We start from the raw sequence: 22,349 nt of genomic DNA on the forward strand, positions 1-22,349 counted from the left end.
GCTGGGGTGTTATACAGCATCTCCCCTGTCGTTTTATAATGCTCAATCTTGTCCGACAGCATTCTGTTATAGATAAAACGAACACATCCGAAACACTTGGCAAAATAGCTTTTTTGCTCCATATTAGGATATATACGATATTTATAGGCTCTTAGCATGATCTCACCTCGCTTTTTGCCCTACTGAATGGTTATTTGTGTCTAGCGGCATCTTCATAACACTACTTATAGCCTACACCACTGAGTAGATAAAAACAAGATTTATCGCCTATTGGCGACAAGCTATCCATCCCCGCCTTTCGCCTTTGGCTTAGAAGATGGGGAATTCCGCTTGACCTGTTAAACAACCCCGGCCGCTTTCGCCACCACGCCTACGAGCAGCTTAAGCCCTATCAGCATGGAACGTTCGTCAAAATCAAAATAATCGTTATGATGGCCTGCGGCTATATCCGAACCGATTATGACGTAAGTGGCCTTTCCACCTCGCTGTTGCACCCTATTCATCATCCACGTAGCGTCGTCGCTACCTCCCATATCGACTATATCCCCGACTTTATCGACCTCCTCTATCTCCGACGCCAATCCAGCCACCGTCGCCATAAGCTCGGCATCGCTGCTTGACGTAACAGCCTCCCCTACTTTTTTCGTCTCCCACTTGACCCCATACATCTCGGCGGAGGACCTTATAACCGTCTCGGCCCTATCGTAGACGTAGCTGGCTATTTCGTTGGTCTCCCCTCTGGTCTCTATTTTCATGGAGGCCCTAGGGGGAACGACGTTTCTCCCCTCTCCGGCGTTTAACACCCCTACGTTTAGACGGGTAACGCCTCCACTGTGTGGAGCTATGGCGTGAAGGTTTAAAGCGGCGGTGGCGGCGGCCAACAGGGCATTTTTACCTTTATGGGGCTCTCCACCGGCGTGGGATCCCATCCCTTTAAAGTCCACGTCCAGCTTTGTGGTACAGAGAAAACCTCTGGTGCCGGAGATAACGGTGCCGGTAGGAACTCCCATCCCAAAATGAGCGGCGACGAAAAGGTCAACGTCATCCAGAAGGCCCTTTTGAGTCATGGCGTATCCTCCCCGAACCCCCTCCTCCGCCGGCTGGAACAGGAGCTTAACCACGCCACAGAGTCGGTCTTTCATGGACATAACACGGCGAGCCAGAGCAATTCCCATGGCGGTATGGCCATCGTGAGCACAAGAGTGCATACAGCCCGGGTTTATGGACCGGAATCCCTCCCTGCTGGGAAGGTGGTCCTCTCCTTCCGCCTCGATGGTCTCGACGCAGTCTATATCGAAGCGAAAGGCGACCACCGGGCCAGGCCTGCGCGTATCAAGAACCGCCATAGCACCGGTATAGCCCCCCATTTTGTCTATCCATAGGGGATCGGCTCCCTGGCTCAGTGCCCTTTCGATATGCTCGTCGACATCGTCAGGACGGCCCATTATCGCCGATTGGTCGATAACGTCCTTTCCCACGGAAACCGAATAGCCAATATCCTCCAGAGAAGAGGCGACGTAGGCGGTAGTCCAGAACTCCGTCCATCCCGCCTCAGGATGGGCATGAAGCTCCCTCCTGGTTTCTATCAGATCCCTAAGGTCGGAAGACCAGTCCACTCTATCTCTCCTCCCCTTTTAACATCTCCAAAGCTCCGGCGACCATAAAACGGACCCCTATAGGCAAAGCCCTTTCGTCAGGCAGAAACTTTTCGTTATGAAGAGGGGGCATATCCTCAAAATCCACGTCCTCCGGGCAACAGCCCAGCCAGGCGAAAGCGGAGGGCACCTTTTCGGCGAAGAAGGCGAAGTCCTCTCCTCCAGGATGGACGGGAAGATCTGACAGGAGACCTTTTTCCCCCAAAACCTCCACCACAGCCCTCTGGGCTACGGACGTAACCTCAGGGTCGTTCATCGCCGACGGGTACCCGTGGCTGTAGTTAACCTCCGCCATACCACCTAGAGACTGGGCAACCCCCTCGGAGGTTCGCTTTATAAGCCGTTCCATAGTCTTTCTCACCGTCGGATCGAAGGTACGGACGGTGCCGTCGTAAGTAACCTTATCGGCCACTATGTTGTACCGGTCTCCGCCTTTTACGGTGCCTAAGGTCAACACCGCCCTATCGGAGGCTCCAACGCTCCGGGAAAGTATCGTCTGAAGGGCCATAACCACCGCTGATCCCACCACGACGGCGTCGATACCCATATCGGGCATAGAGGCATGACAGGCCTTGCCGTGAACCACTATCCCCAGCCGATCGGATGCCGCCGAGACCGCCCCTGTTTGTAGACCGATGATCCCGGTCTTCAAAGTGGGCCACACGTGGAGGCCTAGCATAGCGTCCACTTTAGGATTATCGAGCACTCCATCTTTTATCATGAAAGGAGCTCCACCGGTAGGGGAGTTCTCCTCCGCCGGTTGAAACACGAACTTTATCGTTCCATCGAAGCGGTCGGTCATCTCGGAGAGGACGTGAGCCGCCCCTAAAAGCACGGCGGTATGGGCATCGTGTCCGCAGGCGTGCATGACCCCATCGTTCTCGGAGGACCAAGGTAGGCCGGTGTTCTCCTGGATAGAAAGGGCGTCCATATCGGCCCTCAGACCAACGCACCTTCCAGGGCCTTTACCTTTAAGGATGCCGACGACGCCGTGGCCCCCGACACCAGTGTGGACCTCCGTGCCCAGACCTTTAAGGACATCGGCCACCAATGAGGCGGTCCTCTCCTCGTGATAGCTCAGTTCAGGATTACGGTGGATCTCCATCCTGTAAAATGTATATTTTTCCCTGAAACGCTCCTCCAAATTAGCTATAAGTTCTATCATTTTTACCCTCACCCTCGCTTCCATCTCTAAAAAGAGCAGGATATCTAGTTGATGTACTCCACCTTGAATATCATACCAGACTACCTAAGTTTTTTTACACGGGGCACGAATTTCACTGTTGTGAACGGTCTCAAATAATGGACACAAAGATTCATTTTTACGTCGATGCTATCTCAAGAAACACCTCATCCCCTGGAGAGGCCTCTCCCTGCTGTACAACCTTAAGAAAATATCCAACCTTAGGAAGAAGGCACCAGCCTCTGTAACCGTAGGAGTGGGGCTCTCCGGGCCTCTTACCTTTCTCAATAACCTCCAGCCTCGCGGTCCCTATCTGGAGGATAGATCCTAAAGGGATCTCCTCGGGGAGTCCGGCCACCGTAAGGTTTTCCGCGAGACATCCGACGGGAAACTCGAACCCCGCCTCCCTCTCTGCCTCCTTGACGTCCTCCTCCCGGAGAAGGCTCACCTCCCTATCGGAAAAGCCAAAGTGAGCGTCTCCCTTTAAACCGCCGAACAGAAATCGCCCGAACTTCAGAGGCACCTTGACGTTGCACCTTTCATCGCTGACACATAGAGCCCTTAAAATAGCCATCTCAAAACCTCCCTACATAGATCTAGGTGTATAATACCATTGCAACGTAGTTGCAAAATAAGCACGAAGGAGGAGTTTCTTTTGAGGTTTAAGTCACTTACTGTTTTTATGGTTATTTCGTTGATATCCCTATCAGGACCATCGGCCCGAGGGGAGGAGGTCATGGCAGTAGCCGCAGGTATATCTCCCTGCGTAGAGGAGATAATGGATCTCTACAAAACGAAAGGAGGAACCCCTCTTTCCATGGTCACAGGTCCCTGCGGAGCACTGGCAAAACAGGCGGAAGCCGGGGCTCCTTACGATCTGGTTATGATGTCCGAGCCAAGATGGCCCGACTGGATGAAGGGGAAAGGGTTGATCACCGATCTAAAAACTTTCGCCATAGGACAGCTTGTCCTATGGAGCCCTAAAGGAGACCAGCCCACGCTGGAAGGTCTCAAAAATCACGTCATAGCGATACCGGACCCTGAGATGACAGCCTACGGGATGCTGGCCAAGAATTATCTTACATCCCAAGGACTATGGGATTCGTTTATATCCGGCAAAATAGTGACGACAAAATCGGCCCCTCAGGCTGTGGTAGCCGTATCGGGAGGGGCGGCGGACTGGGCCTTTATCCCAAAGTTGTCGGCCCTAAAAGCAGGGGGGCCCTTTCTCTCCCTTGAGGCCACTATGGAACAGGTAGGAGGGCTAAAACCGGACAGCTCACCGAACGCCAGGGCCTTTTGGGATTTCTGTAGGTCGAAAGAGGCCGATAGCATATGGCTGAAATGGGGGTTCCTTCTGGAGGACAGACGTTGACCCAGGCTATCGTAATAAGCCTAAAGATCCTGGCCATAGACGTTCCTCTCCTGCTCCTGTTCGGCACAGGGGCAGGTTGGCTACTGGCTAAAAAAAACTTCGTCGGAAAAGCCTTCGTGGAGACTTTGCTGATGCTTCCTCTGGCCCTTCCACCAGCGGTACTAGGGTTATATTTACTGATGTTTTTCGGGAGGATACCTTTTTTTAGGTCTATGGGGCTGCTATTCTCCTTCCCTGCGGCTGCGCTGGCGGCCCTTATACCTGCCCTTCCTATGGTCATATCCTCCGCTAGGGCAGGATTTCAATCGGTACCTATATCGCTGGAGGACGCCGCCAGGACCATGGGAAAAGGGGAGATAGAGGTTTTTTTCAGAATATCCTTCCCCTTGGCGAAAAGGCACATCATGGCGGGACTGGCCCTTGCCTCCGCCAGAGCCCTGGGCGACTTCGGCGTAACCCTTATGATAGCGGGAAATATCCCGGGCAGAACCCAGACCCTTCCCCTCTACATCTACGGACAGGTGGAAACCCTGGAGTTCGCCAAGGCCAATATCGCAGCGGCCATACTGGCGGTAATGGGAATCCTGAGCCTGAGGTTCGTAAGGGCTATGGAGGCAGGCCGTTGAGTTGGCTTGAGGCGTCCTTTCAGCACCAGGAGGGTAGTTTTTCTCTATCGACCTCCTTTTCCATGGAGAAGGAGATAGGGGTGTTGTTCGGTCCCAGCGGCTCGGGCAAGAGCATGACCTTAAGGTTGCTGTGCGGCCTTATAAAGCCATCAGGCCTCGGTGAGCTCAAAATCGACGGCAGAGCCCTTCAGGGACCAGACAGCTGGACCAGGCCGAAAGACAGAAACATAGCCATCGTGTTTCAGGACCTGGCCCTGTTCCCCCACATGACCGTCAAGGAGAACGTCCTGTTCCCCCTTGGAAAGAGGGCCAGGCCCGAGGCCCTAAAATGGATCAAAAGGCTCGGCCTTGAGGAAAAGGCGGGGGAAATGCCTCACAGGCTATCGGGAGGCCAGAGACAGAGGGTCGCCCTTGCCAGAGCTCTGGCGTCGTCGCCGGACCTGCTGCTTCTGGACGAGCCTTTCAGCGCCCTGGACACCCCTTTGAGGCGGTCGCTCCGTCGGGAATTAAAGGATCTTCACAGAGAGACGGGAACCCCTATGATCTACGTAACCCACCAGATGGAGGACGTCTGTTCCATGGGTGACAGGGTCTTTCTCATGAGAGAGGGCTCTATATCAGGAGAGGTGGACCTGAAGAACCTCACCTCCGCCGACTCGGCGTCCTGGCATCACCTGGGCTGGGGGAACATGGTCGAAGGCTCGGTCCGAAAGGGACGAGGGGCTACGGTTTTTGAGTGGCCCGGAGGATCGGTTATACTGCCTCCATCGGTGAAAGAGGAAGGCCCAGCTTCCGCCTTTGTGCCGTCGGACCGGATATCCATAGTCTACCCCTCCATCCCCCTCGACCCGTCCTTCGTGGAAAACACCATGACAGGGACGGTGATCGAGCGGTACATCATGGGACGGAGGTGCCACCTTCAGGTGGAGATAGGGAACCATTTGTGGCAGGTGGAGTTTCCGTCCACCTCCTACGAGGTTCTGGGCATAGAGGAAGGATCAAAGGTGACAATGGCCGTTAGGCCAAAGGACATATCCATAATACCAAAGCGGAGGTGATTAAGGTGAAGACCAAAACCATACCGACAGAGCAGTCTCTGGGGCTAGCCCTGTCCCACGACCTGACCCTCATATCCCCATCGGAGGGATTCAAAGGTCCCAAGTTTAAAAAAGGCCACGTGATCGAGGAAAAGGACCTGCCGGTCCTTAGGTCCATGGGAAGGGAGAACCTTACGGTCCTCGAGCTGGAGGAAGACGAGGTCCACGAGGACGACGCCGCCTTAAGGCTGGCTAAGGCCATAACCGGAGGCAACCTGGAGGTCCGAGGCCCTGGAGAGGGCAAGTGCTCCCTGATAGCCCGCTGCGACGGCCTCCTGGACCTTGACCCCGACTCGATAAACCTGATAAACCAGGATCGACACTGGATAGTGGCAACATTATCAAACCATATCCCCGTAAAAAAGGGAGAGAACGTGGCTTCCTTCAGGGTGTTGCCTTTAGCGGTAAAAGAGGCACAGGTGAAAAGGGCGCAGGAGCTGGCTAGGCCCATATCTATACTGCCCTACGACCCCAAAAAGGTGGCCCTGGTTACCACCGGGCGGGAAATTGCGGAAGGCAGGATAAAAGACGTCTTTCGTCCTATGCTGGAGGACAAGATAGCCCCCTACGGCGGCTCCTTAGTCCATTACTCGATCGTAACCGACGAAAGGGAAGCCATAGGAGAGGCTATAGAAGAGGCCATAGGCTCAGGATCGAATCTGGTGGTGTGTACCGGAGGGATGAGCGTAGACGCCGACGACGTCACCTCCTCGGCTATAGCGGATAAAACCGATAAGGTTGTCATCAAAGGGGTTCCCCTCCTTCCGGGATGCCATTTTATGCTGGCCACAAAGGGCCCTGTAACCGTCCTCGGGGTCCCAGGGGGAGCGGTGTTTGAGCCGCTGACGTCACTGGACATAGTGCTTCCCAGGATATTCGCCGGGAAACACCCCGACGACGACCAAGTCAGAAGCTGGGGGGTAGGTGGACTCTGCCGCCACTGTCCGGTATGTAACTTCCCCTGCTGTAGCTTTGCCTCAAGGTAACACTATGGACGAGGCGGAAAACCTGCGACAGGCCGGCGTTCGGGCCACCGCCTGCCGGGTGGCGGTGCTGAAGGAGCTCTCCGACAGGGAGGCCCCGGTGGCCCATAGAGACCTGGAGTGTGCCCAGTCGCTGCAGGAGTTCGACAGGGTCACCTTATACCGAGCCCTCTCAACCTTGGAGGAAAAGGGCCTGGCCCACCGAATTCTGGGGAGCGACGGAACCTGGAGATACTGCGCCCACGACCCCAACCAGACCGGATGTCCAGGCAACCACGGCCATATGGAATGCTCGGTCTGTGGAGAGATGATATGCCTGATCAACCAGCCTATACCGAATCTAGAGATCCCCGAGGGCTGGGCTATCGCAGGAAAACAGCTCCTGGCCTACGGTACCTGCCCAAAATGCTCTGATAGAAAGGAACGGATTTAAAATGGGTATACTATACTCCTCTATCGAACTGATATCACACAAGCTAAAGGAAGCGGAGGTCCCTATGGAAACCTCGGTTACCTCAAGGGCCCTGGGGCTGGAGGAATCCCTAGGGGAACCCTCGCCATATAAGGACTTCGCCCTTCAAAGGGGAGTGGAAAAACTCATGGACGTGGAGATAGAGGGCCATCACGGCCAGTCCTTCACGTCCTCCCCTTGCAACTGGGTAGGGACAGTAGGAGAAATCCTCTCAATGGACATAGAGGACGACAGAGCCAGGGCCCTGTCTATAGGGGCTATAAACTCCCTGGCCTCTCTTTTGGGGCTCAGCTCAAAAACCGTACACTGCAAGGACCGAGAACCGGAGCTCTGCGGAAAGGAAATCGCCCGATGGGCAGAGGAAAACACTTCCTCCGAGGACATAGTCGGAGTAGTCGGATATCAGCCGGCGATCCTCAGCAACCTGGCACGAACCTTAGGCCCTGAGAGGGTGAGGGTACTGGACCTAAACCCCGCCAATATAGGCCAGGTACGATACGACGTCACAGTATGGGACGGAGACAGAGACCTGGAGACCATGGCGAATCAGGCCTCTATATGTCTCGCCACCGGATCGTCCCTGTCCAACGGAACCGCCGACTCCCTTTTAGAGACCTTCCGATCCAGAGGAAAAGAACTCACCTTTTTCGGAACCACCATATCGGGACCGGCGGCACTCCTTGGACTAAAGCACATATGCCCCAGGTCATGTTAAAAACCGGAGCTATAGTTCCGGCGGCGGGCCTCGCCTCACGGATGGGAGAATGCAAGGCCACTATGGAGATAGAGGGAAAGCCAGCGCTGACCTGGATCGTCACGTCCCTCAGGGAATCGGGCATAGACGATGTAACGGTGGTGACAGGACACTGGAGGGATCAGGTCGAACCTCTGGCAAGGGCCCTGAACTGCTCCACCGTCCACAATCCTGAATACATGGACGGAATGTTCTCGTCGGCTAAAAAAGGCATCAAATCGATCCCCCAGGAGTGGGATCGGTTTTTCTTCCTGCCCGTGGACGTGCCGCTGGTCAGGCCCTCCACCCTCTCCAGACTGACCGAGGAGGAAGGTTCTTTGGTGTACCCTCGGTTTATGGGAAAAAGAGGACATCCACCGCTGATCCACCGGTCTCTCATAGACCGTATACTGAGCTGGGACGGAGGGATGGGGCTCAGGGGGGCCCTTGAGAGCCTGGAGCCCCTGGCCTGTGATGTCACGGTGATAGACCAGGGGATCGACCTGGACATGGACAGGCCCAAAGACCACCGATATATATCCTCCCTGGCGACCAGGAGGGATCTGCCTACAGATATGGAGATAAAGGCCCTGGAGGAACTGGCGGGGACGCCGGAAAACGTCCTGAGACACGAGATGAGGGTGACCCAGACCGCCATAGATATAGCCTCTCTCCTTGAGGAAAGGGGCTTCAGAATGGACAAAGACCTCCTCCGGGCCGCCGCCCTTCTCCACGACCTCTGTAGGACGGAGAAAAAACACGGCCTGGCGGGGGCGGAGTTGCTGAGGAATCAGGGTTTCTTCTCCGTAGCCAGACTCGTGGCCACCCATATGGATCACCCCTACGACGGCACATTGGACGAAGGCACAGTTCTCTATCTGGCGGACAAGCTCACCTGCAACGACGGACTTTGCTCTATAGACCAACGGCTTGCGGGAATGATGGCCAAGTTCAAAGGCGACGAAAAGGCACAGGAAGGGGCGGTAAGGAGGCTTAAAAAGGCCCAGACCATCCTGGATCACCTGTCGGATATACTGGGCCGTAACGCCATGGAGGCCCTTCGATGACCACGGTGTTTCTGGTCCGCCACGGCCAGCCAGACCTGCCAAAGGAGAAGGTGTTTTACGGGTCCACCGACCTACCTCTATCGGAGAGGGGGAGGGAACAGGCGAGAGCCCTAGGCCCTATCTGGAGGGATATAGGCCCTCTGAAGGCCTTTTCAAGCCCCCTACGCCGAGCGCTAGATACCGCCAGGCTATCGGGCCTTGAGCCGGAGGTCGTGGACGATCTGAGGGAGATCGACATGGGATCATGGGAGATGATCCCTTTCGAGACGGTGTCCCGCGATTTCCCCGAGGATTTTGAGGACAGGTGGAGAGACATAGAGACCTTTCGCCCTCCCGGCGGGGAGAGCTTTGAGGATGTAGCGGAAAGGGCCACCGACGGCCTGAACCGACTGATCCAGGGCAATCAAGGACCGATAGCCCTTTTCGGCCACGGAGGCCTTTTTAGGTCCATACTATGGCGAACCATAGGGATCCCTCTGAGGGTCGCTTTCCGCCTAAACCAAGATCACTGCGGCATCCACGTTATCGACTTTACCGAGGGCAAAAAAAATCTAAGGCGGACCAACTGGCTACCGATGGACAGATGGGGTGACTGAGGTGAACGGAGATATTCTAAAATCCCTGGAACAGGCTATCAATCACAACTCTCTAGGGGTTCTCTGTACCGTAGTTGGAAAAAACGGCTCAACTCCCTGCCGGGTGGGGGCCAAGATGTGGGTGGACCCCGAAGGATCCATAAAGGGGACCGTCGGAGGAGGAGACCTGGAACAAAGGACCATCTCAATGGCGCTGGAGATGATATCGAGTGGAACTCCCCACAGGATACTGGAATACCGGCTGGACCCAGGGGAATCCGGCGGGACGGGCCTTATCTGCGGCGGCGCCACGTCGGTCTTCCTCGAGCTGTTGGGCAGAAGGAGGGAGGTGGTCATCTTCGGAGCGGGCCACGTCGGACAGGCAGTCGGGACTATAGCGTCCTTCTGCGGCTACTCGGTGACCTTCTGGGACGACCGTCAGGGCATAAAAACGGCGGAAGGGACCAGAGTTGTAAACGTACCGCTGGAGGAGGCCCTGGCCCATCTGGACCTGGTTCAAGGGGTATCGGTGGTAGTATGCACCTGGGGGCACGGCAAAGACGGCGACGTCGTAAAGCTTCTCGACGGATGCGGTGCGTCCTACATAGGTATGTTGTCGTCGAAGACGAAGGCGGCTAAACTATGGGAGAGGCTGAGAGCCGAGGGAGTGTCGGAGGAACACCTTTCGAGGATCCATACCCCTATCGGCCTCAGCATAGGTGCTGGTTCTCCTCAGGAGATAGCCATATCCATAATGGCGGAGATAATAGCGGTAGAATCGGGGAAGGGATCGGTGGGCTGTCCATCGACCTTGTGATAGCAGAAAGAGGGGGACACATATGGGGAAATACACAGGATCTCTTAAGGACATTCCGCTGCACCAAGCCAGTGGTCCGACCATGGAAAAACGGATAGTTTTCAGCCCGGAGGTCAACGACTGGCCGGGCCACGTCGTCCGCTACTTCACCATCAAGGCGGGAACGGGCAACCCTCTACACCGCCACGACTGGCCCCACTGGGGACTTATCCTAAAGGGAAACGCCACCGGCGTAGTCGACGGAGAGACATTCCACATGGAGGAAGGAGGATGGTTTTACATTCCACCTAAGGTCACCCACCGTTTCCAGGCGGGAGACCAGGATTTCCACTTCATCTGTATGGTCCCGGAGGAGGGAGACAGGCTGCCTGTCACCCTGGTGGAACAGCCCTAGCCTAAATAGCAGGCCCGAACGATAGGTTCGGGCCTGCTATTTCAATCTTTTCTCATGCTTATAGGATCGGAGTACTGGGCCTCGGCGTCCCAGGGGAACAGTATCCAGGTGTCCTGGCTGACCTCGGTGACGTAGGTATCCACGTAGGGCTTGCCCTCGGGCTTAGCGTAGACCGTGGCGAAACGGGCCTCGGGAAACATCTCTCTGACCACCTTGGCGGTCTTGCCTGTGTCCACCAGATCGTCCACTATGAGCCAGCCTTCGCCTTTGCTGGATGTATCTATGTTCTTGATTATCTGAAGCTCTCCCTGACGTTTCATGGTATAGCTGGAGATACACACCGTGTCAACAAGTTTAACGTCAAGCTCCCTGGCCATTATGGCCGCAGGGATGAGCCCACCCCTTGCGATACCTATGATCCTCTCCCATTTACGATCCAACAACCTCCAGGCCAAAGCCTTACAGTCCCTCTGAATCTGCTCCCAAGAGACGGTAAACGTCTTGTGATATCTGTCCTCTGAACCCATACAAATCCCCTCCAAAGATAAAAAAATCCCCCCATATCCCAGGGGAGTGCCGGCGACTCTCTCAACCTAATTTTACATAAAGAAGGGGAAATATGAAAGCTATCTCTTATAGTTGTCGTGGAAAAAGACGTATCGAACGTGATATACTCGGCTTAGGCGAGCTTTCATTCGCTAAAAGAAAAGGAGGTAATCACGGTGAAAAAACGCACAGTAACAGTGGCACTGGCCTTATCCTTGGCGGTGCTGGTCGGAGGGGCGGCCATAGCCGCCATGAAGAGGATCCCCATACATGACATCAAAGTCGGCTTTATCTATATCGGTCCTGTAGGTGACGGAGGATACACCTACATGCACGACCAGGGTCGAACCTACATGCACGAGCATAATCCCGATCTTCCCAAAAGCGTCATAGTGGAGAACGTGCCTGAAGGACCTGACGCCGCCAGGGTCACCGAGACCCTTGTGAGACGAGGGGCTAACGTGATATTCGGAAACTCCTTCGGCTACATGGACTTCATGCTTGATGTGGCAAACCGCTACCCAGAGGTGTACTTCATGCACTGCTCGGGGTACAAAACCGCCCCTAACATGGGAACCTATTTCGGCAGGATGTACCAGCCTCGCTATCTCTCCGGAATGGTAGCGGGAGCTATGACCAAAAGCAACGTCCTTGGCTACGTGGCGGCCCAGCCGATCCCAGAGGTCATAAGGGGCATAAACGCCTTCACACTGGGAGCCAGAAGCGTCAATCCCAAGGTGACCGTAAAGGTCATATGGCTTTTCTCCTGGTTCGACCCGGGCAAGGAAAAAGAGGCAGCTAAAGCCCTCATAGACGCAGGTGCCGACGTAATCGGTATGCACGCCGACAGCGGAGCCGCCCCTCAGGCCTGCGAGGAAGCTGGAGCCTACGTCATAGGCTACAACAACGACATGTCCCAGTTCGCCCCGACGAAACACCTCACCGCCCCGATCTGGAACTGGGGTGCGGTATACGACTACACCGTCAAACAGGTCTCCGAGGGAGTATGGCAGCCAGATCAGATCTGGTGGGGACTTAAGGAAAACATGGTCGGTCTGGCCCCCTTCAACGAAGCGGTGCCCAAATCGCTCATAGAGACCGTCGAATCCAGAAAGAAGGCCATAATCGCTGGAGAGTGGGACGTATTCTGGGGCCCCATATGGGATCAAAAGGGAGAGCTTAAAGTCAAAGACAACGAGAAAATGACCGACGGAGAGATGTTGGGCATGGACTGGTTCGTCGAAGGAGTGGAGGCCAGCATCCCTAAATAGAGGCCAGCGTCTTCTCTTATGACGCCGTCTTGAGGCGTTATGTTTTGTGAGGGTGCTTTAAGGCACCCTCACGTTATTTTTATTTAAGGGGGAATAGCCCGTGGTTGAACCTAACGCCCTGTTGGTCGAGATGAAGGGGATAACCAAATCTTTCCAGGGCATCAAGGCAAACGATCAGATAGACCTGACCCTAAAAAAAGGGGAGGTACTGGCCCTTTTAGGGGAAAACGGAGCAGGCAAGTCGACTTTGATGAACGTCCTCTCTGGGATATACCTCCCCGACGGAGGGACCATAGACATAGGCGGTACCAGGCTCTCCTTTCGATCTCCTAACGACGCTATCTCCGCGGGAATCGGCATGGTTCACCAGCACTTCATGCTCGTCCCCTCCCAGACGGTGTGGGAGAACATGGTCCTCGGGCTTCCCGACCTCCCTCAGATTCTCCCTAAGGGTAAAATCATATCGGAGATAACGGCCATCTCAAAGCAGTACGGCCTGGAGGTCGACCCAGAGGCGATCATATGGCAGCTATCTATAGGGGAGCAACAGAGGGTGGAGATACTGAAGACCCTCTACAGAAACGCTCAGGTCCTTATCCTGGACGAGCCTACGGCGGTACTGACCCCTCAGGAAGCCAGAAGCCTTTTCAACACCATAAAGAGAATGACCGAGGAAGGTCGAGGAATAATATTCATATCCCATAAGCTAGACGAAGTTATGGAGATATCCGACAGGGTAACGGTCCTCAGGAAAGGCAAGCTGATAGGGACGGTGGATAGAGAAAACGCCAGCAAGGAAAAGATCGCCGAGATGATGGTAGGGAAGAGGATCAACCTGGACCTGGACAAAAAGGACATCACACCGGGAGAGGTGGTCTACTCTCTATCCCAGGCTAACGCCATCAGCGACAGAGGGCTAAAGGCATTGGACCAGGTCTCCCTGGAGCTTAGAGAAGGCCAGATTCTGGGACTGGCGGGAGTCGCAGGAAACGGCCAGACCGAGCTATGTCAGGTTATGGCTGGACTCAGAAAAATGACCTCCGGCAAGCTGATACTGAAAGGCAAAGAGGTCACCGATAGCTCTCCAAGGGAGCTTATCGACGGCGGAATTCGCTACATACCGGCGGACCGAAAAGGGACAGGAATGGTCTCCAACATGGACGTACGGGAAAACTCGACCCTGAAAAGATACTGGAGAAGACCGGTCGCACGGGGAGTCCTTATAGACTGGAAAGCGGTCTTAAAACACGCTCTAGGAATAGTCAAAAACTTTAACGTAGATACCCCATCGGTGGAGACTCCTGTAAGAAATCTCTCCGGTGGAAATATACAGAAACTCATGCTAGGTCGGGAGCTCAGCGATATCCCTAAGGTGCTCATAGCCATGAACCCCACCTGGGGCCTGGACGTAGCGGCCACCAGATTCGTCAGAGAACAGCTTCTCGAGGAGAGGGAAAAAGGTGCGGCTATATTCCTGATATCCGAGGACCTAGACGAGCTCATGTCCCTCAGCGACAGGATCGCGGTCATGTACAGAGGAAAGATAATGGGATTAGTCGAGGATCCAAACACCTTCGGCATAGAGAGAATAGGGATGATGATGGCAGGGACCAGAATCGAGCAAGTCGGAGGTGGTCTGTGATGAGACTTAAGGCTCAAAAAAGGCTAAACCAGCCTCTGTGGCTGGAGATAGCCATACCTGTCGGTGGACTGATTATGGCCATCCTCACCAGCGGCGTCTTCCTCATGCTCATGGGGGTTTCACCTGTGGAAGCCTATATGGAGATTTATTATTCCGCCTTCGGCGACAGCTATGGCCTCAGCGAATGCATGGTCAAGGCGATACCTCTCGCAATGGCCGCCATAGCGGTGATGCTGTCTTTTAAGATGCTCATATGGAACATAGGGGCGGAGGGCCAGATATTCATGGGAGCCATCGCGGCGGCGGCGGCGGCTCGATACTTCCCCTCGGACAACCACGTCTTTATGCTTTTTTCCATGGGGTCTATGGCCATAGTCGCAGGAGGACTGTGGGCGGCCTTTGCGGGATATCTGAGAGCCCGGTGGAACGTCAACGAAATCATAACCACTCTTATGATGAACTACATAGCCATACACCTGATGGACTACTTCGTATACGGCCCTTGGCGGGACCCCGCCAGCCTCGGCTTTCCTATGACCGCCCCGTTCCCCCAATCCGCCAGACTGGCGGTCATGGGCTGGGGAAGGGTTCACTCAGGGATAATTCTCGCCGCTATCCTGGTATTCATAGCTTGGTGGATATTCAAGATGACCCGTTGGGGATACGAGATCCGGGTTATAGGGGAGAACCCTCAGGCGGCCACATTCGCCGGAATAGACTACGTTAAAAACGTTGTCGTAGTGATGTTCATATCGGGAGCGATAGCGGGCCTAGCGGGCATGACCGAGGTCGCAGGGCTACAGGGCAGGCTTCAACACGGCTTTTCTGGAGGTTTTGGCTACACCGCCATAATAGTGGCCTGGCTATCCAGGCTCAACCCTATAGCGATAGCGCTGGTATCCTTCCTCATGGGAGGACTGCTGGTCGGAGGCGAATCCCTCCAGATCGTCATGGGCCTGCCTATAGCTAGTACCCTAGTGGTACAGGGATGTATACTGTTTTTTATCCTGGCAGGGGAGTTCTTTCGCCGTTACCGTATAGTGATATCAAAGGGGGATATATAACATGGAGATCCTCATACCTATTTTGGCAGCAGCGGTCAGGAGCGGAACCCCAATACTCTACGCCACCTTAGGGGAGATCGTCACGGAAAAAAGCGGAGTGATGAACCTAGGGCTTGAGGGACTAATGCTACTGGGGGCCCTATCAGGCTTCGCGGTCACCTCAGCGACAGGTAACCCATGGCTAGGGGTGGCGGCGGCGTTCGCCGCAGGGGCCTTTTTCAGCCTTTTCCACGCCGTGGTCTGTATATCTCTAGGGGGAAACCAGGTCGTCAGCGGACTGGCTTTAACCATGCTGGGCACCGGTGTAACCGCCATACTGGGTCGAGACTACGTCGGCCAGCTCATAAAGGGTTTTGCCAGGCTGCCTGTGCCTTTTTTATCGGATATACCTCTCATAGGACCTATATTCTTCCGTCACGACCCTCTGGTATACCTCTCCTACGGCCTGGTGGCCTTTCTATGCTGGTTCCTGTGGAGGACCAAATCAGGGCTCAACCTCAGAGCGGTAGGGGATAACCCAAGGGCCGCTGACTCTCTAGGGATAAACGTAGTGGCCATAAGGTATATCTACACGATGGTAGGAGGGGGAATCGTCGCGATCGGGGGAGCCTACCTCTCGGTGTCCTACAGCCATATGTGGACCGAGGGGATGTCCGCCGGAAGGGGATGGATCGCCGTGGCTCTGGTCATATTCGCCATATGGAACCCCGCCAGAGCGGCTTTCGGTTCCTACCTCTTCGGAGGGGTAGAGGCCTGTCAGCTGAGAATCCAGGCCGCCGGAACCAACATATCCGCCCCTCTGCTTCTGATGTTGCCCTACGTCCTGACCATAACCGTGCTGGTCGTCATATCTATCAGAAAGGGGAAAGGTATCCTCTTCGGTGCCCCTGCCTCTCTAGGGACGCCTTTTTACAGGGAAGAGAGATAAAAACGAGCGGCACAGGCCATTCAACAGGCCGTGCCGCTCGTTTTTATCTCTCTATAGCCTCCAGGTCCCGAGAGACCTTAGCTAGGTCGTCCATACCCTGGATATCCGACTCAAGCATAGGCAGCTTAACCACTCCGTACTTGCCGAACTTCTCGTCTATGGTGGCGAGGTGTCCCTCCTGAGACTCCCTCCGACGACGGAGGAACTCCCCAGCCTCGGCGGGGATAATCCTGTTCACCACCACCGAACCTACCTTTATATCGAACTCCTCAAGCAGGGCTATGGCCCGCTCGGTCTCCAATACAGGCATCTTCTCCGGGTTCAGGACAAAGTGGAACACCGAGAGCTCGTGGTCGGTCAGCAGATCCTTGGCCCTCTGGAACATGTCCCTTCGTCTGGAGAGAATGTCGAATATAGGGTCCTCCTTAAGCTTCTCCTGGAGGTCCTTCTCGTATTTAGCGGCCATCCTCATAAGATCCATGGCCTTGGTCCTCTTCTTTATGAGGTGCTCTATCCACACCTCCAGGACCTCCGGCAAGGTCAGCAGCCTGAGGGTATGGCCTGTAGGGGCGGTGTCGAATACCACCACATCGTACTTATCCCCCGCCTGCTCCATTATCTCGACGAACCGATCGAATATAGCCGCCTCCTCCGCACCGGGAGAGAGGTAGGCTATTTTGAGCTGTCTTTTGATCTCCTCCACTATAGCCGCACTGACTATGTGGAGCATCTGAGACTGAATCGACTCCATATACCTCCTGGCCTCAAGGGCGGCGTCGATCTCCAGTCCCCAGAGGTTAGGCTCTAGCTTTACGACCTCGCTGCCTATAGGATGGCCTACCGCATCGGCGAGAGAATGGGCGGGATCGGTGGAGACCACCAGAGTCCTGACCCCTCTCCTAGCGAGGTTAAGGGCGTAGGAAGAGGCGCAGGTGGTCTTTCCGGTGCCCCCTTTGCCGCCAAAGAAAGTGAATCTCCTGTACATTTACGCCACCCTTTCCGGATCAATCGAAATCGAACTGAGACGCCTTCTCGGCGATTATCATCTTACGGTTCTGGATACGCCTCTCCCAACCTTCCATATCCTCCGCCACGTAGGGGAGGATCTCAAGCATGTAGTAGGAGATAGGGTTCGGTATTCCCAGATAGTCCCCGAATAGAAGGAGCATCAGGTCATCGTTTACGTCGAAGGCCTCTTTCCTTATGACGGCGTTACGCTTGTCCAAAAAGGTTCCGAAGGCAAAAAGCTTTGCCCAGTAGAGGTACTTTTTCAGGAGCCTGAGCAGTTTTTCCATGTTTTCCCTCTTTTCGGTATGTCTAATCGATTTCCTTGCCTTTGAACCGAGGATCCTTCATAAGCTCTCTCATTATCTTCATAGGAACCCCCAGGTCGGCGGAAATCTGGTCGATAGAGGCGACCTGCCCCGGCTGATGCCACAGATACTCCCTAACCTGGTCTCTGAGGCGACGATAACGTCCCTCGCAGTCCCCACAGGCCATATCCTCGGAGGTACCGAAGAAAGCCCTACCGCAAAGGGCACAGGCCTTTATACCCGAACCTCCGCTCACTACCGGTCACCTACCGCTAGAGCTATGGTCTGAAGCATCAGCTTTTTGTTTATGGGCTTAGTGAGGTAATCGTTCATGCCAGCGTTAAGGCACATCTCTCTGTCCCCTTTCATGGCGTTGGCCGTCATGGCGATGATAACAGGGCTATAGGATATCTCTCCCGATCTCTCCATCTCTCTAATTCTCTCCGTCGCTTCCAGGCCGTTCATACCGGGCATCTGGACGTCCATCAGGACTAGGTCATAGACGGCCTTCTTGACCGAATCAACGGCCTTAAAACCGTCCTCCGCCGAATCTATAGTCCATTCAAGGCCCGCCAGCATAGCCTCCGCCAGCTTACGGTTTAACATATTATCCTCGACCAGCAACACCTTTAGCCCCCTAGGGACAGGCAGCTCGTCTTTATCCTCTTTCCGCTTAGGTTCTTTATCCTCCCTGACGATCGGGAAAACCACGTCGACAAAAAAGGTAGATCCAACGCCGACTTTGCTCTTAACCCAGATACGACCTCCCATAAGGTCGATTATCTGGCGGGATATAGCCAGACCCAGCCCCGCTCCTTTAAATCGCTTAGAGAGAGAGGCGTCACCTTGATAAAAGGTATCGAATATCTTGCCCAGCTTCTCCTCCGGTATGCCAAGCCCCGAGTCTTTGACGGAGAACCGAAGGGAAACCTCCCCCTCGGAAATCCTAAGGGGAGACACGGTAAGGGTTATTCCGCCTTTTTCCGTGAACTTTGCGCCGTTGTTCATCAGGTTCATCAGGACCTGCTTCAGCCTAGCGGGGTCACACAGAACCTTATTCGGCAGGGTTTTATCCCATACGTACTCCACTATCAGCCCTTCCGCCATGCCCCCCGCTCTGGTCATATCCACCACGGACCGACAGAGGTCCTCAAGGCCACAGGGCTCGGTCTTAAGGACCATCTCCCTGGCCTCCACTCTGGATAGATCCAGTATATTATCGATTAGGTGAAGCAGATCCTTTCCGGCAAAGCGAGAGTTTTCGAGGAAATCCCTGTCCCTGCCGGATATATCGGAGGAATCCAGGACTAAGTCGGTCATACCAAGCATAACGTTAATAGGGGTCCTTATCTCGTGGCTCATATTGGCCAAAAAGGCGCTTTTAGCGGCGTTAGCCGCTTCAGCCCTCTCCTTCGCCAGGATCAACTCGTCGTTTGCCCTCTCAAGATCGATGGTCCTCTTTCTGACGATATCCTCCAGGTTATGCTGATACTCGGTGAGCCTTACCTCCGACTCCACAAGGCGAGCTACCTTTTTTTCAAGATCCCTATTGAGCTCCTGAACTAAGGTATAAAGCTCCAGGTTTTGCAGGGAGATGGACGTAATGCTCAGGATCAGGGCCATAAAAGAAAGGGATATGTCGTCTATGTATCCCTTATCCCTGTCGTAAACCGCCATGAACATACCCATTATCCGGGACGAGGTCGACAGAGAGCAGAGCATGACGCTGTATCTTTCGTCTATAGAGTTTAAAACCGTCGGCTGGGTTCGACCTAAAACCCAGGCAAAGGTGCCGTCCTCGACGAGTCCTTCGTGCTCTCTCTCAATAAAGGGGACCCAATCATCAGGATCACAGAAATCCAGGCAAAAATCCTGGTCCTCTCTGTCGACCAGATAGAAAGCCACCGCCGAAAAAGGACACAGCCTTCGGACCTTCCCGGACGCGTCGGTGAGGAGTTTTTCCTTATTGACTACCTCTCCAAGGACGGAGGATCGGCTGTTAAAGCTTAAAACGGCGTCAAGGTAGCCGACAACCAGCTCCCTCTCCTTTTCCAACGCTTTGAGTTTTTCCTTTGGCTCCATCATTTTAAGAACACGTCCACTATCTCCGATATCTGCCTCTCCGCCCGAGAACACATCGGTTCCAGAACGTTATAGGACAGATCGAGCCTGTTCCAACCTTCGTCATCCATGGCGGGAATAGGCATAATAGGGCTCCAGCCGTAGCCAGTGGCGAAGGATAGACAGTCGGCCACGTGGAGGATAGAGCTCTCCAGATCCTCGGAGGAAAAAAGGGGGTTGTCCTTATATTTTACTATATTAACCAAATAAGAAGGAACTTTCCATTCAGCCAGAAGGGAGGCCCCTAAAAAGGCGTGAGAAAACCCGAAGACCTCCCTCTCGCATATAGGCAGAGAGATTTTATCTCGACAGGACCGACGGATCACCAACTCTACAGCCACAGGACACTCTCCGATCAGGAGCAAAAGGCCGATGTCCCGGAGAAGCCCTGCCAGGAAAAAATGGTTATCCGAGGGCAGTCTCTTCTCCCCAGCGAGAAGCCTGGCGAAGACCCCACAGGCCACCGAATTTCGCCAAAACCTCTCCATATCCAGCACGTCCTGTGACAGTTTTGAGAAATACCTTATGGCGGTTATGCCTATGGCCAAGGTGGTCAACTCCCTACCTCCTAGGATGGTAACGGCCCTCTGGATAGAGCCTATTTTCGAGGGAAATCCGTAGTAAGCGCTGTTGACTATCTGTAGTAGCTTTGCGGAGAGACTGGTATCCTTCTCCACCACCTGTGCTATGTGGGTAGCGGAGCTTCTAGGGGACTGGAGGACCTCCACTATCTGTCTATAGGTATCGGAAAAGGAGAAAAGCCTGGTCTGCTTTCCGACTATGGACGAGATGGAAACCCTGGAAAGGTCCTCCATCTTACCTTTTCCTTCATCGCCGACGGAGCGGAGATCGGGGATAACCGATATGCCCTTCTGCCCTATCTGGTTCATCACCCTTATAGTGGCCGCCCTGGAAAGCTCCTTAAGGACCGGAGTTCCCCTTCCGCAGATGGAGAAGAGGTGGTCCAGATATGCCACTCCAGTGGTGAGGTCCGACCGGGACATAGGGGGTATCTGAGGCATACGGTCGGGCTCGTCATCTCCCTCTACCTCTACCTCGATAACCCCCCAGCTTTTCAGGAGCTTCAGGTGGCGAGACTCTATAGTGGCTCCAGAGGCCATTATGAACCGTCCGGTAGGGGCGGTGACATCTTTTTTTACCACCATGCCTTCTTTTAGTTTGTCCACCCTGATAAGCGCCATAGTATCTCCTCTTAGTTTTATGATTTAGGGGAGTTTCCCCGACGGCACTATAGTATCACAAATACCTTAAGGAACTGAGCCCTAGGGCTCAAAATTCGGTATCAGCCAGACAAAAAAACCCAGGGCGAAGACCACAACACCGTCCAGGGCCAGAATGGACCGGATCGACCATATCTGAGAGACGACACCGTTCAGCATGAGGGCCAGAGGCATCACCGAATAGGCCACCGCGGTGAGGACGGCGAAAAACCTTCCCCTCATGTGGTCCGGGACCCTCCTCTGGAAGTAGGCCATGGCGGCGGCGTTTACCAGAGCCAGCCCAGCTCCGGCGACAAATACCGCCACCAGAGCCACAGCGAGGCCCGGCGACAGGCCGAAGGCCCCTAAAGACAGCCCCGTCAGGGCCACCCCACCGAACACCCTAAGGGAAACCTTTCCCTCGGATATGAAGCTGACCAAAAAGGCGGTCAACACGGCGCCGGAGGCCAACGAGGCCTCCAGATAGGCCACCCAGGACACCGGGCCGTCGAAGCCGAACTTCACCATCATAGGGACCGACACCATGAGAGGAGCCGCGAAGAAGTTGAGCCCACCGAAGAGACAGAGGTACCCCAATACGTCCCGATTTTTGACGAGCCAAGAGAGGGCCTCGGACATCCTGCCCTCCGACGGCCTGGTGTCGGGCCTAAGAGGGTTTTTCACCATACAGATAAACAGCAGGGACAGACAGAAGGTCACACCGTTTATCCCGAAAGCCCCAGCCGTGCCTAAAACCGCCAGGGCAATGCCTCCAAGAGCCGCCCCTATAACGTTGGACAGCTCCACCACCGACGAGTTGACCGCCGCAGCGGACGCCAGAGAGCCCTGATCCGTCAGGGCCTCCAGCGATCCGTTAGCGGCAGCCTCGAAAAGAGGCATAAAAGACGAAAGTAGCAGCACCAGTACGTACATGGCAGGGATGGACATAGAGCCCTTAACCAGCAAAAAGGTCATCAGAACCATCACCAACAGCCTGGCGAAGTCGGAGAGGATCATACAGGATCGGCGGCTGAACCGGTCGGCCATGACCCCAGATATGGGCCCCAACACCACCGCCGGAAGCAAGGTCAGGCCCATCAGAAAGCCCAGGTGCATAGGACCGTTGGGCCCGGCGTCGTTAACCGCCCACCAGGACAGGGCTATGGTGAAAAGCTTATCCCCTATGGACGAGACGAACCGAGCGGCGAAAAAACGGCGAAAGTCGTGAAAACGGACCAGAGGATGGTCCCTCATGGAAAGGGCCAAG

General features: G+C 54.7%; 25 protein-coding genes. 14 read left to right on the forward strand and 11 right to left on the reverse strand.

Features of this window, described 5'->3' with window-relative positions:
• The 4 genes from B9Y55_RS13730 to B9Y55_RS10065 form a co-directional block, all read right to left on the reverse strand.
• Positions 1-158: helix-turn-helix domain-containing protein (locus B9Y55_RS13730; protein ID WP_159448319.1), on the reverse strand; the 158-nt coding region annotated here is incomplete at its 3' end.
• Positions 159-338: 180 nt separating this feature from the next.
• Entirely contained in the window at positions 339-1,616 is a 1,278-nt protein-coding gene (locus B9Y55_RS10055; RefSeq protein WP_085545231.1) for an amidohydrolase, read from the reverse strand.
• A gap of 1 nt (position 1,617) precedes the next feature.
• Entirely contained in the window at positions 1,618-2,820 is a 1,203-nt protein-coding gene (locus B9Y55_RS10060; protein WP_085545255.1) for a M20 metallopeptidase family protein, read from the reverse strand.
• A gap of 157 nt (positions 2,821-2,977) precedes the next feature.
• Positions 2,978-3,412, reverse strand: coding sequence for an MOSC domain-containing protein (locus B9Y55_RS10065; protein WP_085545232.1), 435 nt, complete (start codon positions 3,410-3,412; stop codon positions 2,978-2,980).
• Positions 3,413-3,493: 81 nt separating this feature from the next.
• Between B9Y55_RS10065 and modA the strand changes: the two genes are divergently transcribed.
• The 10 genes from modA to B9Y55_RS10115 are packed head-to-tail and all read left to right on the forward strand — an operon-like array spanning position 3,494 to position 10,977.
• Complete coding sequence (modA, locus tag B9Y55_RS10070; RefSeq protein WP_085545233.1) at positions 3,494-4,213, forward strand: molybdate ABC transporter substrate-binding protein; 720 nt, start codon at positions 3,494-3,496, stop codon at positions 4,211-4,213.
• Positions 4,210-4,839, forward strand: a complete 630-nt coding sequence (locus B9Y55_RS10075; RefSeq protein ID WP_085545234.1) for a molybdate ABC transporter permease subunit — start codon at positions 4,210-4,212, stop codon at positions 4,837-4,839. Before modA ends, B9Y55_RS10075 begins: the two co-directional genes overlap by 4 nt.
• Positions 4,836-5,897 (forward strand): ABC transporter ATP-binding protein, encoded by a 1,062-nt coding sequence (locus tag B9Y55_RS10080; protein WP_085545235.1) that lies wholly within the window; start codon positions 4,836-4,838, stop codon positions 5,895-5,897. The genes B9Y55_RS10075 and B9Y55_RS10080 overlap by 4 nt, the downstream gene beginning before the upstream one ends.
• A 5-nt stretch (positions 5,898-5,902) precedes the next feature.
• A complete protein-coding gene (locus tag B9Y55_RS10085; RefSeq protein WP_085545236.1) occupies positions 5,903-6,922 on the forward strand; it encodes a molybdopterin-binding protein in 1,020 nt (339 codons plus the stop codon).
• A 4-nt stretch (positions 6,923-6,926) separates the two neighbouring features.
• Positions 6,927-7,352 (forward strand): Fur family transcriptional regulator, encoded by a 426-nt coding sequence (locus tag B9Y55_RS10090; protein ID WP_085545237.1) that lies wholly within the window; start codon positions 6,927-6,929, stop codon positions 7,350-7,352.
• 1 nt (position 7,353) lies between these two features.
• Positions 7,354-8,106: a Rossmann-like domain-containing protein gene (locus B9Y55_RS10095; protein WP_085545238.1), complete on the forward strand. Its 753-nt coding sequence runs from the start codon at positions 7,354-7,356 to the stop codon at positions 8,104-8,106.
• Positions 8,100-9,191 carry a DVU_1551 family NTP transferase gene (locus B9Y55_RS10100; RefSeq protein WP_159448320.1) on the forward strand — a complete coding sequence of 364 codons (1,092 nt, stop codon included), beginning with the start codon at positions 8,100-8,102 and terminating at the stop codon, positions 9,189-9,191. The genes B9Y55_RS10095 and B9Y55_RS10100 overlap by 7 nt, the downstream gene beginning before the upstream one ends.
• On the forward strand, positions 9,188-9,787 hold the full coding sequence (locus tag B9Y55_RS10105; protein ID WP_085545240.1) for a histidine phosphatase family protein: 600 nt from the start codon (positions 9,188-9,190) through the stop codon (positions 9,785-9,787). The genes B9Y55_RS10100 and B9Y55_RS10105 overlap by 4 nt, the downstream gene beginning before the upstream one ends.
• Before the next feature lies 1 nt (position 9,788).
• Positions 9,789-10,583: an XdhC family protein gene (locus tag B9Y55_RS10110; protein WP_159448321.1), complete on the forward strand. Its 795-nt coding sequence runs from the start codon at positions 9,789-9,791 to the stop codon at positions 10,581-10,583.
• A gap of 22 nt (positions 10,584-10,605) precedes the next feature.
• On the forward strand, positions 10,606-10,977 hold the full coding sequence (locus B9Y55_RS10115) for a cupin domain-containing protein (RefSeq protein ID WP_085545242.1): 372 nt from the start codon (positions 10,606-10,608) through the stop codon (positions 10,975-10,977).
• A gap of 41 nt (positions 10,978-11,018) precedes the next feature.
• On the opposite strand, the gene gpt is transcribed toward B9Y55_RS10115, so the two are convergent.
• Positions 11,019-11,504, reverse strand: a complete 486-nt coding sequence (gene gpt / locus B9Y55_RS10120; RefSeq protein ID WP_085545243.1) for a xanthine phosphoribosyltransferase — start codon at positions 11,502-11,504, stop codon at positions 11,019-11,021.
• A gap of 195 nt (positions 11,505-11,699) precedes the next feature.
• On the opposite strand from gpt, the gene B9Y55_RS10125 reads away from it, so the two are divergent.
• From B9Y55_RS10125 to B9Y55_RS10140, 4 genes are all read left to right on the forward strand, one after another.
• Positions 11,700-12,794: a BMP family ABC transporter substrate-binding protein gene (locus tag B9Y55_RS10125; RefSeq protein ID WP_085545244.1), complete on the forward strand. Its 1,095-nt coding sequence runs from the start codon at positions 11,700-11,702 to the stop codon at positions 12,792-12,794.
• Positions 12,795-12,894: 100 nt separating this feature from the next.
• Positions 12,895-14,436 (forward strand): ABC transporter ATP-binding protein, encoded by a 1,542-nt coding sequence (locus B9Y55_RS10130; RefSeq protein WP_327078440.1) that lies wholly within the window; start codon positions 12,895-12,897, stop codon positions 14,434-14,436.
• Entirely contained in the window at positions 14,436-15,500 is a 1,065-nt protein-coding gene (locus B9Y55_RS10135) for an ABC transporter permease (RefSeq protein WP_085545245.1), read from the forward strand. Before B9Y55_RS10130 ends, B9Y55_RS10135 begins: the two co-directional genes overlap by 1 nt.
• A gap of 1 nt (position 15,501) precedes the next feature.
• Positions 15,502-16,428 carry an ABC transporter permease gene (locus B9Y55_RS10140; RefSeq protein ID WP_085545246.1) on the forward strand — a complete coding sequence of 309 codons (927 nt, stop codon included), beginning with the start codon at positions 15,502-15,504 and terminating at the stop codon, positions 16,426-16,428.
• Between the two features lie 43 nt (positions 16,429-16,471).
• Here the strand turns inward: B9Y55_RS10140 and B9Y55_RS10145 are convergent, their stop codons facing one another.
• The 6 genes from B9Y55_RS10145 to B9Y55_RS10170 all read right to left on the reverse strand — a co-directional run bounded on the left by B9Y55_RS10145 (position 16,472) and on the right by B9Y55_RS10170 (position 22,348).
• Positions 16,472-17,413, reverse strand: coding sequence for an ArsA family ATPase (locus B9Y55_RS10145; RefSeq protein WP_085545247.1), 942 nt, complete (start codon positions 17,411-17,413; stop codon positions 16,472-16,474).
• Between the two features lie 19 nt (positions 17,414-17,432).
• Positions 17,433-17,723, reverse strand: a complete 291-nt coding sequence (locus B9Y55_RS10150; protein ID WP_200806666.1) for a DUF7990 family protein — start codon at positions 17,721-17,723, stop codon at positions 17,433-17,435.
• Between the two features lie 22 nt (positions 17,724-17,745).
• Positions 17,746-17,997, reverse strand: coding sequence for a hypothetical protein (locus B9Y55_RS10155; RefSeq protein WP_085545248.1), 252 nt, complete (start codon positions 17,995-17,997; stop codon positions 17,746-17,748).
• Entirely contained in the window at positions 17,997-19,826 is a 1,830-nt protein-coding gene (locus B9Y55_RS10160; protein ID WP_085545249.1) for a response regulator, read from the reverse strand. The genes B9Y55_RS10155 and B9Y55_RS10160 overlap by 1 nt, the downstream gene beginning before the upstream one ends.
• The gene (locus B9Y55_RS10165) at positions 19,823-21,064 is read right to left on the reverse strand and encodes an HDOD domain-containing protein (RefSeq protein WP_085545250.1); all 1,242 of its coding nucleotides are present in this window, start codon (positions 21,062-21,064) and stop codon (positions 19,823-19,825) included. Before B9Y55_RS10165 ends, B9Y55_RS10160 begins: the two co-directional genes overlap by 4 nt.
• Positions 21,065-21,145: 81 nt before the next feature.
• Positions 21,146-22,348, reverse strand: a complete 1,203-nt coding sequence (locus B9Y55_RS10170; RefSeq protein ID WP_234986213.1) for an MFS transporter — start codon at positions 22,346-22,348, stop codon at positions 21,146-21,148.
• Position 22,349: the final 1 nt, after the last annotated feature.

It is taken from the genome of Dethiosulfovibrio salsuginis, from assembly GCF_900177735.1.
Classification (GTDB): Bacteria; Synergistota; Synergistia; order Synergistales; family Dethiosulfovibrionaceae; genus Dethiosulfovibrio; species Dethiosulfovibrio salsuginis.